Genomic DNA, 16,415 nt, shown 5'->3' with positions numbered 1-16,415 from the left:
GAAGGCCGTTTTTTGCTTTTAGATTCAAAATTATATGAGAAATTTTAAATTATGAAATTTACTTAATACGTTGATACATAAGGGATTACAAAGAAAAGCCTAAAGATGTCCAATAAAATATCACAAAAAAGTATTGACACTTTATAAAAAATTTTGTATTATAGTGTATGTCAGGTCGTCAGGTACGACTTAATAAAACAGTATAAGGCCCCTTGGTCAAGTGGTTAAGACACCACCCTTTCACGGTGGTAACAGCAGTTCAAGTCTGCTAGGGGTCACCAAGAGTAAGTATATGTGGGCGCATAGCTCAGCTGGGAGAGCATCTGCCTTACAAGCAGAGGGTCACAGGTTCGAGCCCTGTTGTGCCCACCACATATGGCTCAGTAGCTCAGCTGGTTAGAGTGCCGGCCTGTCACGCCGGAGGTCAAGGGTTCGATCCCCTCCTGAGTCGCCATTATCTATGGTTATGCATAGAGTTGATTTTTAAGTTTAACTTAAAGAGAAGTCTACACTTAAGGTGAGGGTTACTTGTTTAAGTTAAAGCTCTTAGCTTATGCTGTGTAGTAATAGTTAAAGATTTGCATTGACAATTAAATAAGGCCCCTTGGTCAAGTGGTTAAGACACCACCCTTTCACGGTGGTAACAGCAGTTCAAGTCTGCTAGGGGTCACCAAGAATAAGTATATGTGGGCGCATAGCTCAGCTGGGAGAGCATCTGCCTTACAAGCAGAGGGTCACAGGTTCGAGCCCTGTTGTGCCCACCACATATGGCTCAGTAGCTCAGCTGGTTAGAGTGCCGGCCTGTCACGCCGGAGGTCAAGGGTTCGATCCCCTCCTGAGTCGCCATATGTGCTGGCATGGCTCAGCAGGTAGAGCAACTGACTTGTAATCAGTAGGTCGTGGGTTCGATTCCTACTGCCAGCACCAAAAATAAGAATGTATTTTTAAATACATTCTTATTTTTTTTATTTAGATATTTTATTTGAAATTTTTATTTTGTATATTTTGTTTTATTCTTATGTCCTCTCCGAAAAATTTGTATAAGGTAAATTCTCCAAGCAATCTAGATGAAATTCTCTCTGAATAGCATTTTAAAATTTCTTCTAAGTCATAGTTTGTTGATACAAGCATTTTGCTTTGTTTCAATAGTTTTTTATTTAAAAGGTTAAATAGTTCAGTTTTAGAAAAATCGGTTATTTGTTCAGATCCTAAATCATCTATTATAAGTAGATCACAATTCATTAAAATATCTTCTAATTCTATGCTATTGTTGAACCTTATATCCTTTAGGTCTTTAATCAAGGATTCAGAGGTTCTATAAATTACTAAAAAACCTCTGTCTATCAATTCTTTTGCTATACAATTTGATAAGAAGGTCTTTCCAGTTCCGGCAGATCCATAAAATAATAAATTCTCGCTGCAGTTAGAAAAATTTTCTATGTATTTCCACGATGTAGATGCTATTATTTCTATATTTTTTCTAGGGCTTGTAGGATTTCCCTCACTTTTGGTGGAGGAATATAGTTGAAAGTTAAAGTTATCGAAGTTATTCTTAACTAACATATTTTTGAAGTCAGAATTGCTATAGTAAAGTTTAATAAGTTTTTGTTTGTAACAGTTGCATTTTTTGTTCCCAATGAATCCAGTATCTTTGCATTTATCACATTTATAGGACATATCTAAATAATTTACAGGATAATTATTAGATGTTAAAATATGAGCTTTTTTTATCCTTAAATCTGAAATTTTTTGGTGAAGCTCCTTTAAGTAAATATCCTTGTTTGAAACATTGTTTAATATATTTATTGATAATTTTAAGGAAAGTCTACCTATTTGATTTTGTATGTTTAATACTTCAGGTAGGTTTTTTTTAATTTCTTCCTTCCGTAAGCCTAAAGCCTTTTTATCATCGTCTCTTATTTTTTCATATATCTTCATTATATTAGAGTGATAGCTTTTAATCATTCTTATCCCATCCTAGTAGTTTTTTCTCCAAGTCTTTAAAGTCATAGTTTCTCTGTTTAAAATTGTTGAAGGTTCCTTTTGAACTTTTATTTTCTGTAATTCTCTTTACATTTTTAAAATTGCTTTTATTTACTTTCTTTAAATCCTTTTTTTCTATATCTTCTAATGTCTTAATTTTATCTTTATTCCAGCTTGTTAATATTCCATCAATATATTTAAAGTCAGCCTTATTTATTCTTTGAAAACATATATCACAAGCTTTATATATAATTTCCACTGAGAAATTATAAGCTTGAATCCATTTAGAAAGTAAATCCTCTTGAGGCTTCATTATTTCCCCATCTTTTATACCAAGATAGCCTAAAATTTTTCTTATTTTAATCCATTTATCTTCATGTTTTTTTATAAAAGACTGTGCATCATTTATATCTTTTATTTTAGCGTCAAACCAAGATATTGCAGTTTTTTCTATATATCTGCTGTTGGTTTTACCTTTTAAAGCACAGTATTGAACTAAAAGAAGTATAATCTCTGGAGAAAAATTAAAATCATTTAACCAGCTTATGTACATAGTCATTTCTTTTGAAGACAAGGTCCTACCCAAGGATTTTTCTATGTCTTCAAGCATATCTTTAATAGAAGTTTTATTTAATTCTTCAAGTAAATTTATATCATCTTCTTTTTCATTGTCTCTATCTGATAAATCTAAAAATTCTATGTTATAATTCCCCATATTGTCAACAGGTACCATTTTAATAACATTTTCGTCATTCCAGTAGTTCCAAGCATTTAAAACATCCGTTTCTAAAAGATGCAAAGCACTTGCAACAATTTGAGAGCTAACTCCTAACTCACCTGATTTGCAATATTTTAGCCCAAGCAGGTATACTTTAACAAATTCCCCTCGGGCTTTAGGCATAAACTTATCTATAAAAACGTTGCTTACAGGAGTATAATTAGCTTCAGCAGTCTTAAATACAAAAGTACTCATATATTTTTTACCTACCTTTATAAGCTTTGTTTTAAAAAGCTATCATATAAATATTATAACAAAATATAAAAAGTATAACAATGTAATACTTTTGGAATTATTTTCTATATTTAAGTTTACTAACTTTTCAATTTATTATATTATAGAGTTTAAAGACATAGTTTTAAACTATTTTATTTTAATATTATATTAAAATTACTTGATTATACTAAGGCAAATAGGATAAAATTAAATTTTAGGATATAGTAGTCTTTAATCTTAAAATTTTAAGATGCTGGACAGTTAAAAGTTTTTAATATATACTTTGAATATCAAAATATTCGAGTATCAAAAATTATTTGAAGGAGGGGGTCACATGAAATTACCTCCATTAATCATAGGAGATCTAAAAGCTAAAATACCTATTATACAAGGTGGAATGGGCGTAGGAATTTCCCTACATAATTTAGCACAGGCAGTAGCAAATGAAGGTGGCATAGGTATAATTTCTACAGTGCAGATAGGATATAGAGAACCTGATTTTGAAGCTAACCCAACGGAGGCTAACCTTAGAGCATTGAGAAAGGAAATACAAAAAGCTAAAGAATTAAGTCCTAAAGGTATAATTGGAGCAAATATTATGGTGGCTATAAATGATTATAATGATATGGTAAAGACTTGTATCGAGGAAAAAGCTGATATTATAATATCCGGAGCAGGACTTCCACTTAATCTACCTAAGCTTGTTGAGGGAAGCAGCATAAAGATAGCACCTATAGTTTCTTCAGGAAAGGCAGCTTCTCTTATAATTAGACACTGGTTGAAAAAATATTCTAGACTTCCGGATTTAGTTGTAGTAGAAGGACCTAAAGCTGGGGGACATTTGGGATTTCATTTAGAACAATTGCAAGAGGGAAAAGAATGTTTAGAAGATATAGTATGTGAAGTAATCAAAGTAGTTAAATATTTTAGAGAAAAATATAATAAAAATATTCCTGTAGCAGCAGGTGGTGGAATATATACAGGAGCGGATATTGCAAAATTCTTCAAGTTGGGTGTAGATGCAGTACAGATGGGAACACGTTTTGTGGCAACTGAAGAATGTGATGCTAGCATAAACTTTAAAAAGGCATACATAGATTCAGAAAAAGAGGATATAAAAATAATAAAAAGTCCTGTAGGGCTTCCTGGAAGAGCTTTAAGAAATAAGCTTATAAGGCAAGCTGAAGAAGGGAGAATTGCGCCTAAAAGGTGTTACAATTGTTTGAAAAAGTGTAATCCTAAGGAAACTCCTTATTGTATATCTAGAGCACTGATCAATGCTGTTAAAGGAAATATAGATGAAGGGCTTATTTTTGTTGGAAGTAATGCTTATAGGGTAAACAAAATTGTAAAGGTTAAGGAACTTATGAAAGAGTTAGTTTTAGAGGCAGAAAGTATTTGATATAAGTGGCATAAATTAATTGTCAAAGTGGTGATCTAGTGAACAAAGGTATAAATGTTATAAATGAATTGTTAGTAGATCTTTTTAACGATATTTTAGTAATAGAACAAAAATCCCTTCAATATGCAACATTTAAAGATTTATCTGTTACGGAGGTACACACTATAGAAGCTATAGGTATGGATAAACCGAAGAGAATGAAAGATGTTGCTTGTCAACTAGATATAACTATGGGGACCTTAACTACGGCCATAAATCGTTTAGAAAGAAAGCAATATGTTACACGAACAAGGAGTAAAGAAGATAGAAGAATTGTATACATACAGTTGACCCAAGAAGGAAAACTTGCCTTTAGAGTTCACCATAAGTTTCATTCTAATATGGTTGAAGAAATCGTAGGAGAGTTAACGGAAGAAGAAGAAGGGGTTTTAATTAAATCATTGGAGAAACTCAATAATTTCTTCAGATCAAAGTATAATCTAAAAATTGGATCAAAGGAGAAGAATAATGAATAAAGTAGAAATTACAGGTACAGGAAGCTATGTTCCTCCCAAGATTGTGGATAATAATGATCTGTCTCTCATAGTAGATACCAGTGATGAATGGATAACAAGCAGAACAGGGATAAAGGAGAGAAGGATATCTCAAGGAGAAGATACCTCAGATATGGCAACAAAAGCAGCTATAGAGGCAATTAAAGATGCTAAAATAAGTGTAGAAGATATTGAACTTATAGTGCTTGCAACTGTTACTCCAGACAGCTTTATGCCTTCTACTGCCTGTATAGTTCAGAAAAATATAAAGGCAGTAAATGCTACATGCTTTGATGTATCGGCAGCTTGTTCAGGTTTTGCATATGCAATGGATATTGCAGTTCAATTTATAAGGGCTGGAAGGTTTAAAAATGTTCTTGTCATAGGAGCAGATACATTTTCTAAAATACTTGATTGGAAAGATAGAAGCACTTGTATATTGTTTGGTGATGGTGCGTCAGCTGCATTTTTGCAAAGTGGAGAAGAAGATCAGATACTTTCAACTTATACTGGATCAGATGGAAATAAGGGAGATTCATTAACATGTCCTGCAGTAGCTGTAAACAATCCTTATGTTGATGGTGTTATAAGCCCTATTAAGAGTGTAGTTGGAATGGAAGGAAGAGAAATATTTAAATTTGGAGTAAAAGTTTTAGAAAAATCAGTTAAAGCCCTGCTTCAACAGGCTAATTGTACTTTAGAAGAAATTAAATATATAATTCCTCATCAGGCAAATTATAGGATAATAGAATGTGCAGCAAAAAAACTTGGAATAGGTATGGATAGGTTTTACATCAATTTAGATGCTTATGGCAATACCTCTGCTGCAAGTATAGGAATAGCTCTAGATGAAGTTCGCAAAAAAAACTTAGTTAAAAAAGGGGATAAAATACTTATTGTAGGTTTTGGAGGAGGATTAACCTATGGAGGATTTATATTAAAGATAAATTCATGATTTATATAAAACTCTGGAGGTTAAAAATGATATTAGAAAAAATTAAAGAGGATAAAGGGAGGTTAAATTTATGATTAATTCTGTATTTTCAAATATGGTAGGAATAAAGTATCCGATTATTCAAGGAGCGATGGCTTGGATTGCAGACAGCTCACTAGCAGCTGCAGTATCAAATGCAGGAGGACTTGGAATAATTACTGGAAACGCACCACTTGAATGGGTAAGAGATGAAATACGAAAGGCCAAAAAACTTACAGATAAACCTTTTGGCGTAAATATAATGCTTTTATCAGAAACAGCTGAAGCAGTAGCTAAGATGGCATGTGAAGAAAAAGTTAAAGTTGTAACTACTGGAGCAGGAAACCCAGGAAAATACATAGATATGTGGAAGGAAAATGATATAAAGGTTATACCTGTTGTAGCATCTGTAGCATTAGCTAAAAGAATGGAAAGAGCAGGAGTGGATGCAGTTATTGCAGAAGGCTGTGAATCTGGAGGACATGTAGGAGAGCTTACTACTATGTCATTAGTACCTCAAGTAGTAGATGCTGTAAGTATCCCTGTAATTGCAGCAGGTGGTATTGGAGACGGAAGAGGTGCAGCAGCTGCTTTTATGTTGGGAGCTCAGGGAATACAGCTTGGAACTAGATTTTTAGTTGCAAATGAATGTACAGTCCATGCAAATTATAAAGAAAAAGTGTTAAAGGCAAAAGATATAGATACACAGGTTACAGGTAGGGTCACGGGCCATCCCGTTCGTGTTCTTAGAAATAAACTAGTGAGAAAATTTCAGCTGTTAGAGAAAAATGGAGCACCTATGGAAGAATATGAAAAGTTAGGAAGAGGAGCTCTTGCAAGGGCAGTTCGAGAAGGAGATATAGATAACGGTTCTGTTATGGCAGGTCAGATAGCAGGGCTTGTATGTAAAGAACAAAGCTGTGATGAGATTATTCAGGAAATATTTAAAGAAACTCAGGAGAACTTAAAAAGAGTTGAAAATATGTTTTAAAAATAAAATTTGGAGGTATATATGGGTAAAATAGCTTTCTTATTTTCAGGACAGGGAGCCCAGTACGTAGGTATGGGAAAAGACCTTTTTGAAAATATAGATGTATGTAAAAATGTGTTTAAAGATGCGGATGAGGTATTGGATTTTTCAATAAGTAATATGTGTTTTGAAGGTCCGGAAGAAGATTTAAACAAAACTGAAAATACCCAACCTGCAATTTTAACTACAAGTATAGCAGCTTTAAGAGCATTGGAGGGCTTTGGAATTAAGCCTGATATAGCAGCAGGTTTAAGTCTTGGTGAATATTCAGCTCTTGTATGCAGTGGTGTTATGGAATTTAAAGAAGCAGTTTCCCTAGTTAAAAAGAGAGGAAAGTATATGCAGGAGGCAGTGCCTGAAGGTATTGGTACAATGGCCGCAATACTAGGATTAGATTATGTAAAAGTGGAAAAAATATGTGCAGATAGTTCTTCTTTTGGTATAGTGGAAACTTCAAATATGAACTGTCCGGGTCAGGTAGTAATTGGAGGAGAAATAGAAGCTGTAAAAGCTGCTTGTAAGCTAGCAAAAGAGCGGGGGGCTCGCAGAGCTATAGAGCTTTCAGTTAGCGGACCTTTTCATACTTCTATGTTGAAGCCGGCAGCAGAAAAGTTAGAAGGAGAATTAAATAAATTATCCCTTAAGGAGTTTTCAATTCCAGTTGTAACAAATGTTACAGGGGAGGTAATTGAAAAACTAGATAATGTGAAACCTTATTTGAAAAGGCAGGTTATGAGTACTGTACTCTTTGAAAAAAGTATAAATACTATGATTGAAGCAGGGGCAGATACTTTTGTAGAAATAGGACCTGGAAAGGTTTTGAGTGGATTTGTAAGAAAAATAGACAGAAAAGCCCTTATATTAAATGTTCAGGATATTAAATCATTAAATTCTACTGTGGAAGAATTAAAAAATAGATAGGAGAATTAAAATGGATATTGTTGGTAAAAAGGCAGCGGTAGTTACAGGCGGAGCTAAAGGTATTGGAAGAGCCATTGCACTTAAATTGGCAGAAGACGGATTTAATATAGTAGTTAATTATAGAAGCAGCTTAAATTCAGTAGAAAAAGTAATAGATGAAATTAGGGAAAGAGGGTCTGAAGCCATTGCAGTTCAGGGTGACGTAAGTATATTTGAGGATGCAAAAAATATTATGAAGCAGGCAGTAGATACTTTCGGTAGAATAGATGTGCTCGTAAATAATGCAGGAATAACTAGAGATGGACTGATACTTAGAATGAAAGAAGAAGACTTTGATAAAGTAATAGAGGTAAATTTAAAAGGAGCCTTTAATTGTATAAGGCATGTGAGTCCTATAATGGTTAAACAAAGAAGTGGTAAAATAATAAGTATATCTTCAGTAGTAGGAGTTACAGGGAATGCTGGCCAAGTAAACTATTCTGCAGCAAAAGCTGGAATAATAGGCATTACGAAGTCTACAGCTAGAGAATTAGCATCAAGAGGAATAAATGTGAATGCTGTAGCACCTGGTTTTATAAAAACCGATATGACAGAAGTTCTTTCAGATAAAGTTAAAGATACTACATTAAATAATATACCTCTAAAAAAATTTGGAAATGCTGAAGATGTAGCAAACGTAGTAGCCTTTTTAGCATCTCCAAGTGCAGATTATGTAACAGGTCAGGTAATAAACGTAGATGGTGGAATGGTAATGTAAAAATTTTTAAGGGTTGGTGAAAGATATGGAAAAGAGAGTAGTAATTACAGGACTTGGAGCAATTACACCAGTAGGAAATGATACCAATACATTTTGGAATAATATAAAAAATGGAGTTTGTGGAATAGACTTTATTAAGGCTTTTGATGCAGAAAATTATAAAGCAAAAGTTGCAGCAGAAGTTAAAGGATTTGATCCGCATGAGCATTTAGACAGAAAAGAATCAAAAAGGTTTGATAGATTTTGTCAGTTCGCTATGGTTTCAGCAATGGAAGCTGTAGAAGATTCTAAACTTGATATTGAAAGTGTAGAGAAAGAAAGGTTTGGAGTAGTTATTGGTTCAGGTATAGGGGGAATAGGAACTATAGAAAAACAACATTCTGTGTTAGAGGAAAAAGGACCTAACAGAATAACTCCTTTATTTATACCAATGATTATAAGCAATATGGCTGCTGGAAATATAGCTATAAAATTTGGAGCTAAGGGACCATGCAGCAATATAGTTACGGCTTGTGCTACAGGTACAAATTGTTTGGGTGAAGCTTTTAGAATGATTAAAAATAATCTCGCAGATGTAATGATAGCAGGTGGAACCGAAGCATGTATTACACCATTGTCTATGGCTGGATTTGCTGCAGCAACTACTTTAACTAAGAGCACAGACCCTAAAAGAGCATCTGTTCCTTTTGATAAGGAAAGAGATGGATTTGTAATGGGAGAAGGTTCCGGTATATTGATATTGGAGTCATTAGAACATGCTCAAAAAAGAGGAGCTAAAATATATGCGGAATTAGTTGGATATGGTTTTACATGTGATGCATATCATATGACATCACCAGCACCAGGTGGTGAAGGCGCAGCAAGGGCTATGAGCCTTGCTATAGAAGAAGCTGGAATTGAAAAAGAAGAGGTATCTTATATAAATGCTCATGGAACAAGTACAAAAATAAATGATAAAGTTGAAACAGAGGCAATTAAAAAAGCTTTCGGAGATTATGCAAAGAATATACCTATAAGCTCTACAAAATCAATGACTGGACATTTGCTTGGAGCTGCAGGAGCAATAGAGGCTATAATAAGTGTTAAGGCTTTAGAAGAAGGAATTATACCTCCTACAGTAGGATATAAAGTTCAGGATGAGGAATGTGACTTAGATTATGTTCCAAACAAGGCAAGAAAGGCTGAACTTAAATATGTTATGTCTAATTCTTTAGGATTTGGCGGACATAATGCAGTAATTTTATTAAAAAAGTGGAGTGAGTAAATATGGACTTTAAAGCAATTGAGAATATGATAAAAACTATGGATAATTCAAAGCTTGGATATTTAGAAGTTAATTGGGATAACGTATCTATAATTATGAAAAAGCAGGGTGAAGAAGGAAATATAAAACAGGTAAACATAGTAAAAGGAAATGGAGAAAATGTAAAACCTGTCTTTGAAAAACAAAGTGACAAAATTGAAGCAAAAGAAGATAATATAGATAAGGTAAAAAAAGTTGAAGAAAAAAAAGATGATGATATAGAGGACAGCAATATAAAAGAAGTAAAGTCACCTATAGTAGGTACTTTTTACAATTCATCAGGACCTGAAAAACCTGTTTTTGTAAATGTAGGATCTAAGGTAAAAAAAGGAGACACTCTGTGTATAATAGAAGCTATGAAACTTATGAATGAGATTCAAAGCGAGGTAGATGGAGAAGTAGTGGATATTTTAGTTAAGAATGAACAGATGGTAGAGTATGGCCAGCCGCTATTTAAAATAAAAACTGAATCTTAACAGCTGTGGGAGGAGAATACTTATGGAACAAGACGAATTTAATGTGAATTTTGGAATAAATGAAATAAAACAAATTATTCCTCATAGATATCCATTTCTTTTGTTGGATAAGGTAACGTATATGGAGCCAGGTAAGAAAGTTATAGCATATAAGAATGTTACTGCTAATGAATATTTTTTTCAGGGACATTTTCCAGAAGAACCTGTAATGCCTGGAGTACTTATAATAGAAGCATTAGCTCAGGCTGGAGCTGTAGCTATTTTAAGCAAAGAAGAATTTAAAGGAAAAATAGCTTTCTTTGGAGGAATAAATAAGGCAAAATTCAGAAGAAAGGTAGTGCCTGGGGACACACTTAAATTAGAAGCAGAGATTGTAAAAATTAAAGGACCTGCAGGAATTGGAAAGGCAGTAGCCTATGTGGAAGGCAAAAAAGCTGCTGAAGGTGAATTGTTGTTTATGATAGGAGACAAAAATTAAATTGTCAGGAGTTGAATTTTAAAAGTGTTTAATAAGATTTTGATTGCCAATAGAGGAGAAATAGCAGTTAGGATAATTAGAGCTTGCAGGGAAATGGGAATAGAAACTGTAGCAGTGTATTCAGAAGCAGATAGGGATGCACTTCATACTCAGATGGCGGATGAAGCCATATGTATAGGACCGGCATCTCCTAAAGAAAGTTATTTAAACGTACAAAATATAATAAGTGCCACAGTTTTATCAGGAGCGCAAGCTATTCATCCTGGATTTGGTTTTTTATCTGAAAACAGTAAGTTTGCAAGTATATGTAAACAGTGTAATATTACTTTTATAGGCCCTACTCCGGAATGTATTGACAATATGGGCAATAAGTCTAATGCTAGAGATATAATGGGAAAGGCAGGAGTTCCTATCGTTCCAGGGTCAGATGGTGCTATAAAAACAAATGAAGAACTTTTGGAAACTGCAAGAAAAATAGGATATCCTGTTATGATAAAAGCCTCTGCAGGCGGTGGTGGACGTGGTATAAGAGTCGTATATGATGAATCTGAGATTATAAAAAATTATGAAAATGCTAAAGCTGAAGCTAGTGCAGCCTTTGGAGATGACACTATATACTTAGAAAAGTTTATAGAAAGACCAAAGCATGTAGAAATTCAGATACTTGGAGATAATTTTGAAAATGTAGTTTATCTGGGGGAAAGAGACTGTTCCATGCAGAGAAGAAATCAAAAAGTAATGGAAGAAGCACCTAGCAAGGTAGTTACGGAAGAACTTAGAAAATCCATGGGAGAAACAGCTGTAAGGGCAGCCAAGGCTGTACATTATAATAATGCTGGAACTGTAGAATTTCTTTTAGACAAAAATAATAATTACTATTTCATGGAGATGAATACTCGTATTCAAGTAGAACATGCTATAACAGAAATGGTAACAGGTATAGATCTTGTAAAAGAACAGATAAAAATTGCAGCAGGAGAAAAGTTAGATTTTTCTCAAGAGGATGTTAAGATAACCGGTCATTCTATAGAATGCAGAATAAATGCAGAAGATGTAAAAAGAGGTTTTATGCCTTCTCCAGGAAAGATAAAAGACTTATATGTACCTGGAGGTTTTAATGTAAGAGTAGATAGTGCAGTGTACTCGGGATATAATATTCCTCCCTATTATGATTCTATGATAGCAAAGCTCATTGTATATGGAAAAGATAGGGATGAGGCTATATGCAGAATGAGGAGAGCCTTGGGAGAGTTTATTATAGAAGGGGTTAGTACCAATATAGACTTCCAATTTGAACTCATAGATAGTAAGGAATTTATAGAAGGAACTTATGATACAAAGTTTATAGAAAATAATTTCAAGTATTAATTCCTTCCTTTATTTGTAGTAAAATAGTTATATTGCTTTACTATAAAATAAATTGACTATTTACGATTTGGTGGTCAATCTTATAAGAGAGGTGATAAAGCTTGTTAAATAAATTCTTTAAAAAAACAAAATATATTACAGTTAGTCAGAGGGCTTTAAATAATATCCATGAAGATTTAGATTCAAAGCCAAGTATACCAAATGGAATGTGGGTAAAATGTGATGGATGTGGTAAGGTACTATATAAGCAGGATCTAGAAAAAAATAATAGGGTATGCCAGTATTGCAAGCATCATTTTAGGATGAATGCTAAAGAAAGAATAGATCTTATAACAGATAAGGATAGCTTTTGCCAATTTGATGAAAACATGACGTCTACTAATCCTATAGGATTTAAAGGATATGAAGATAAAATCAGCAATATGCAGAAAAAGACTAACCTCAAAGAAGCTGTAATTACAGGAAAGGGTACTATAGGAGGAGAGTCTGCAGTAATTTGTGTTATGGATAGTAATTTTATGATGGGAAGCATGGGTTCCGTGGTAGGAGAGAAAATTACTAGAGCTGTAGAAAAAGCTATTGAGTTAAAAATACCTCTAATTATTTTTACAGCTTCTGGAGGCGCTAGAATGCAGGAGGGTATTTTTTCATTAATGCAAATGGCAAAGATAAGTGGAGCTATAAACAGGTTGAATGATGCAGGACTTTTATATATATCGGTTCTTACAGATCCTACTACTGGTGGAGTTACAGCAAGTTTTGCTATGCTTGGTGATATAATTTTAGCAGAACCTGGAGCACTTGTTGGATTTGCAGGAAAGAGAGTAATAGAGCAGACCATAAAGCAAAAACTTCCCGATGGATTTCAAAGTGCAGAATTTCTATTAAAACATGGATTTGTAGATAGTATAGTTTCAAGGGAAAATTTAAAGAGTACCTTGAAGAAGATATTGTATATTCATAATAGGAATAGGTAAATTTTCTAAATGAAAGGAAGCTCTTATATGGAAAAATTAGAAAAGGTTCAAAAAATTTTTAATAAAAAATTTGAGAGTAAAAGTGCGTGGGATAGGGTTACTTTAGCTAGAATGATAGAAAGGCCAACTTCACTTGATTATATAAATAGAATATTTGACTCTTTTATGGAGCTTCATGGAGATAGATATTTTAATGACGATCCTTCTGTAGTAGGAGGCATTGGATTGTTAAATGGTGAGCCTGTAACCATTGTGGCCCAGCAAAAAGGTAGGAATACACAGGAGAATATAAAGAGAAATTTTGGTATGCCGGAGCCTGACGGATATAGAAAAGGATTAAGACTCATGAAGCAGGCAGATAAATTTGATAGGCCTATTATATGTTTTGTGGATACACCTGGAGCTTTTTGCGGCATGGAAGCAGAGGAAAGAGGACAGGGAGAGGCAATAGCCAAAAATCTGATGGAGATGTTTAATTTAAGAGTACCTATAATATCTATAATAGTTGGAGAAGGTGGAAGCGGAGGTGCTCTTGCTTTTGCTGTAGCGGATTCAGTTTGGATGCTGGAGAATTCTATATATTCTATTTTAACCCCAGAAGGTTTTGCAGGTATACTATGGAAAGATGCTTCCAAAGCTAAGGAAGCAGCTGAGATTATGAAAATTACAGCTCAAGATTTAAAAAAATACGGTATAATAGATAAGATATTAAAGGAACCTGCAGGAGGGGCACAAAAGGATGTAGATAAAATGTCCTGCACCATAAAAGAAGAACTTATAGAAAAAATAGGCATACTTAGGAAAAGGTCTAAAGAGGAATTACTTGAACAAAGATACAATAAATTTAGAAAAATGGGTAAGTTTATGGAATAGCTGGATGTTAGGTATTTGATTTTATAGGGGTGAGTCTTATGGGAATTAAATTACTGTGTACTCGTGATTTTGGTAAGAAAAGTATCAGTGGCATACAAAGATTGGGATATGACATAGAAGTAGTTGAAGATGACAATTTGTATTATAAGGATGAATTTAAGGAAGCAGAGGTTTTATTATGCTATGATCCTTTTAAAACTCTAGATATAGGTAAAATGAACAAGCTAAAATGGATACAGCTTTTTAGTGTTGGAATAGATCAGGCTCCCAAGGATGATATTAGGAAGAAAAATATAATCTTGACTAATAATAAGGGTGGATATAGCATACCTATGGGGGAATGGATAGTATTAAAGATATTAGAAATGCTGAAACACAGCCAGAAATTCTATGAAAAACAAAAAAATAAGATCTGGAAAATGGATATGGGAATATTGGAGTTGTGGGGCAAAACGGTAGGATTTATAGGCACAGGTAGTATAGCTAAAGAAGCGGCAAGTAGATTGAAACCATTTGGTGTAAAAATTTTAGGCTTAAATACAAAGGGTAGTGACGTGGAATATTTTGATAAGTGTTTTTCTTTGGAAAATGTAGAAAATATGTTAAAGTTATCTGATATAGTAGTAGTGTCTATTCCCTATACTAAGAAAACTAATCATTTAGTAAATGAAAACTTATTTAAAAGTATGAAAAATGGAGTTTACATAGTGAACATTGCTAGAGGATCTATATTAGATGAAAAATCTTTGCTAGAGAATATAAAAAATGGGAAAATAGCAGGAGCTGCTTTAGATGTGGTAGAAAATGAGCCTTTAGATGAGAGTAGTCCTTTTTGGAAATTTGAAAATGTAACTATAACGCCTCATAATTCTTGGGTATCGGATCAAGTTGACATTAGGAGATTTAATATGATTTATGATAATCTAAAAAGGTATGCATCAGGAGACAAATTAGTAAACATAGTAGATATAAATAAGGGTTATTAGAATTAAATTATATTTTGTTAAATGATAAACTACAAAGAATAGATCAAACTATTCATTTGTAGTTATTTTATATTTAAGGCAATAATTTATTTAAATCTAGCATACCAGAACCTTGACACCACTTTGGTACGTTGAGTAGGTTGCAGGATATTTTTAAAAGAGAACTTAGATCATTGAAAGTGAGCTCAGGATTATTTTCATACAGTAAGGCACATACACCACTTATATAGGCTGCGGCACAGGAGGTACCAGTATAATATACATATGGATTTTCAAGCGGTTTTGGATATAGTTTTGCTCCATTTCGCTGGGGTATATATTGTGTATTTGAGTTTATAGAGCATATATTTACGCAGGCAGCACTCAGATCAGGTTTTTGAACTTTATTAATAGGACCGCAAGAAGAGTATTTATAGGATTTAGGATCTTTAAAAGTTGTATCAATACCTGCAGCAGTTATACAATTGTTTAAAGTGGCAATGCCTTTTATGCTGCCTTGAAGGTTACCTTGGTGACCAGACGGCACTATAATTGTTATGTTTAATTTAACAGCTATTTGAAACATTTTTTCAAATAAGGATAGTATGAAATGATTATCAATATCTAGTTCAAAGGGAAGGCAAATTATTTTTATTTTTTCATCTGAGCTTTCATTCAATAATAGTTGAAGTGAAAATAATATATCCGATACATAGCCTTTACCTAGGGCATTAAAGGCTTTTATAGAGTAAATACTGCTGTTTTCTGCAATACCTTTATATAGTCCTTTGGACTCAATACCGCTGCCGCACATAATTCCACTCATAAAAGTACCATGTCCATTGTCATCATAGGGATATTTATATGAGTTTATTAAATCCACAAATTTTGTTATCTTATTTTTAGGATTCAAAAGATCTGGATGAGGGTAAGAACCTGAGTCTATTAACCCTATACACACATTTTTGCCTGTGAGCTTATAGTTACCTTCAAAGACTACACCATTTGAAGCAAGCACGCTATTATTAGCGCACAGTAGAGCACAGCAGTCATTTAGCACATAACGTACTTGAGGAAATTCTATTATCCTGTTTATAGAACGGGAGGTTAAGGTAGCACATATGCAATTTATAATTGGAATTGAACGTATTATTTTACCGTTGTACAGCTTTACCTTTTTTTCTATAGTTTCCATAAGGGAATTGCATTTTATTATAACTCTGTAAGTTTTATATAATCCCTTGTCCATTGATAATTTTAGGTTAAGTTCCAATTTGCTTTTTATGGAAAACATATTATTCTCCTTAAAATTTATTACAATATATTATAATGCTTATTACAGTATATGTGCTATAGATATAAATGATAATTAAAAACTCAAT

Annotated in this window: 16 protein-coding genes and 7 tRNA genes; 20 read left to right on the top strand and 3 right to left on the bottom strand. The window is 33.4% G+C overall.

All coding sequences use genetic code 11. The annotated features are described in order from the left end of the window. Positions 1 to 206: 206 nt before the first annotated feature. The 7 genes from CLJU_RS20835 to CLJU_RS20805 all read left to right on the top strand — a co-directional run bounded on the left by CLJU_RS20835 (position 207) and on the right by CLJU_RS20805 (position 927). Positions 207 to 281 (top strand) — tRNA-Glu (locus CLJU_RS20835). A gap of 15 nt (positions 282 to 296) precedes the next feature. Next, positions 297 to 372: transfer RNA gene (locus tag CLJU_RS20830), tRNA-Val, on the top strand. Positions 373 to 377: 5 nt separating this feature from the next. Continuing rightward, positions 378 to 454 (top strand) — tRNA-Asp (locus tag CLJU_RS20825). A 144-nt stretch (positions 455 to 598) separates the two neighbouring features. Next, positions 599 to 673, top strand: a tRNA-Glu gene (locus tag CLJU_RS20820). Positions 674 to 688: 15 nt separating this feature from the next. Beyond that, positions 689 to 764: transfer RNA gene (locus CLJU_RS20815), tRNA-Val, on the top strand. 5 nt (positions 765 to 769) lie between these two features. Then, positions 770 to 846 (top strand) — tRNA-Asp (locus CLJU_RS20810). 5 nt (positions 847 to 851) lie between these two features. After that, positions 852 to 927: transfer RNA gene (locus tag CLJU_RS20805), tRNA-Thr, on the top strand. Positions 928 to 978: 51 nt separating this feature from the next. On the opposite strand, the gene CLJU_RS20800 is transcribed toward CLJU_RS20805, so the two are convergent. After that, positions 979 to 1,965, bottom strand: coding sequence for an ATP-binding protein (locus CLJU_RS20800; RefSeq protein WP_013240794.1), 987 nt, complete (start codon positions 1,963 to 1,965; stop codon positions 979 to 981). After that, positions 1,958 to 2,956, bottom strand: coding sequence for a DnaD domain protein (locus CLJU_RS20795; RefSeq protein ID WP_013240793.1), 999 nt, complete (start codon positions 2,954 to 2,956; stop codon positions 1,958 to 1,960). The genes CLJU_RS20800 and CLJU_RS20795 overlap by 8 nt, the downstream gene beginning before the upstream one ends. A 355-nt stretch (positions 2,957 to 3,311) precedes the next feature. On the opposite strand from CLJU_RS20795, the gene CLJU_RS20790 reads away from it, so the two are divergent. The 13 genes from CLJU_RS20790 (at position 3,312) to CLJU_RS20730 (ending at position 15,054) form a co-directional block, all read left to right on the top strand. Then, positions 3,312 to 4,379 carry an NAD(P)H-dependent flavin oxidoreductase gene (locus tag CLJU_RS20790; RefSeq protein ID WP_013240792.1) on the top strand — a complete coding sequence of 356 codons (1,068 nt, stop codon included), beginning with the start codon at positions 3,312 to 3,314 and terminating at the stop codon, positions 4,377 to 4,379. Between the two features lie 38 nt (positions 4,380 to 4,417). Further along, positions 4,418 to 4,894: a MarR family winged helix-turn-helix transcriptional regulator gene (locus CLJU_RS20785; protein ID WP_013240791.1), complete on the top strand. Its 477-nt coding sequence runs from the start codon at positions 4,418 to 4,420 to the stop codon at positions 4,892 to 4,894. Further along, a complete protein-coding gene (locus CLJU_RS20780) occupies positions 4,887 to 5,867 on the top strand; it encodes a beta-ketoacyl-ACP synthase III (RefSeq protein ID WP_013240790.1) in 981 nt (326 codons plus the stop codon). The genes CLJU_RS20785 and CLJU_RS20780 overlap by 8 nt, the downstream gene beginning before the upstream one ends. A gap of 70 nt (positions 5,868 to 5,937) precedes the next feature. Next, positions 5,938 to 6,876, top strand: coding sequence for an enoyl-[acyl-carrier-protein] reductase FabK (gene fabK, locus CLJU_RS20775; RefSeq protein WP_013240789.1), 939 nt, complete (start codon positions 5,938 to 5,940; stop codon positions 6,874 to 6,876). A 21-nt stretch (positions 6,877 to 6,897) separates the two neighbouring features. Further along, on the top strand, positions 6,898 to 7,836 hold the full coding sequence (fabD, locus tag CLJU_RS20770) for an ACP S-malonyltransferase (RefSeq protein WP_013240788.1): 939 nt from the start codon (positions 6,898 to 6,900) through the stop codon (positions 7,834 to 7,836). A gap of 10 nt (positions 7,837 to 7,846) precedes the next feature. Then, positions 7,847 to 8,593, top strand: a complete 747-nt coding sequence (gene fabG, locus CLJU_RS20765; protein ID WP_013240787.1) for a 3-oxoacyl-[acyl-carrier-protein] reductase — start codon at positions 7,847 to 7,849, stop codon at positions 8,591 to 8,593. A gap of 25 nt (positions 8,594 to 8,618) precedes the next feature. Then, on the top strand, positions 8,619 to 9,857 hold the full coding sequence (gene fabF / locus CLJU_RS20760) for a beta-ketoacyl-ACP synthase II (protein ID WP_013240786.1): 1,239 nt from the start codon (positions 8,619 to 8,621) through the stop codon (positions 9,855 to 9,857). A 2-nt stretch (positions 9,858 to 9,859) separates the two neighbouring features. After that, positions 9,860 to 10,372 (top strand): acetyl-CoA carboxylase biotin carboxyl carrier protein, encoded by a 513-nt coding sequence (gene accB / locus CLJU_RS20755; protein ID WP_013240785.1) that lies wholly within the window; start codon positions 9,860 to 9,862, stop codon positions 10,370 to 10,372. A gap of 22 nt (positions 10,373 to 10,394) precedes the next feature. Continuing rightward, complete coding sequence (gene fabZ / locus CLJU_RS20750) at positions 10,395 to 10,850, top strand: 3-hydroxyacyl-ACP dehydratase FabZ (RefSeq protein ID WP_013240784.1); 456 nt, start codon at positions 10,395 to 10,397, stop codon at positions 10,848 to 10,850. A 24-nt stretch (positions 10,851 to 10,874) separates the two neighbouring features. Continuing rightward, the gene (locus CLJU_RS20745) at positions 10,875 to 12,218 is read left to right on the top strand and encodes an acetyl-CoA carboxylase biotin carboxylase subunit (protein ID WP_013240783.1); all 1,344 of its coding nucleotides are present in this window, start codon (positions 10,875 to 10,877) and stop codon (positions 12,216 to 12,218) included. A 101-nt stretch (positions 12,219 to 12,319) separates the two neighbouring features. Then, positions 12,320 to 13,195 carry an acetyl-CoA carboxylase, carboxyltransferase subunit beta gene (accD, locus tag CLJU_RS22750; RefSeq protein WP_013240782.1) on the top strand — a complete coding sequence of 292 codons (876 nt, stop codon included), beginning with the start codon at positions 12,320 to 12,322 and terminating at the stop codon, positions 13,193 to 13,195. 27 nt (positions 13,196 to 13,222) lie between these two features. Further along, positions 13,223 to 14,068: an acetyl-CoA carboxylase carboxyltransferase subunit alpha gene (locus tag CLJU_RS22745; protein WP_013240781.1), complete on the top strand. Its 846-nt coding sequence runs from the start codon at positions 13,223 to 13,225 to the stop codon at positions 14,066 to 14,068. Between the two features lie 38 nt (positions 14,069 to 14,106). Then, entirely contained in the window at positions 14,107 to 15,054 is a 948-nt protein-coding gene (locus CLJU_RS20730; protein ID WP_013240780.1) for a phosphoglycerate dehydrogenase, read from the top strand. Between the two features lie 73 nt (positions 15,055 to 15,127). Here the strand turns inward: CLJU_RS20730 and CLJU_RS20725 are convergent, their stop codons facing one another. Then, positions 15,128 to 16,327: a S8 family serine peptidase gene (locus tag CLJU_RS20725; RefSeq protein ID WP_013240779.1), complete on the bottom strand. Its 1,200-nt coding sequence runs from the start codon at positions 16,325 to 16,327 to the stop codon at positions 15,128 to 15,130. Between the last annotated feature and the right edge of the window lie 88 nt (positions 16,328 to 16,415).

Source organism: Clostridium ljungdahlii DSM 13528, assembly GCF_000143685.1.
Taxonomy (GTDB): domain Bacteria; phylum Bacillota; class Clostridia; order Clostridiales; family Clostridiaceae; genus Clostridium_B; species Clostridium_B ljungdahlii.
The sequence above is the reverse complement of the archived record's forward strand: the minus strand, read 5'-3'. Positions and strand labels throughout refer to the sequence as shown.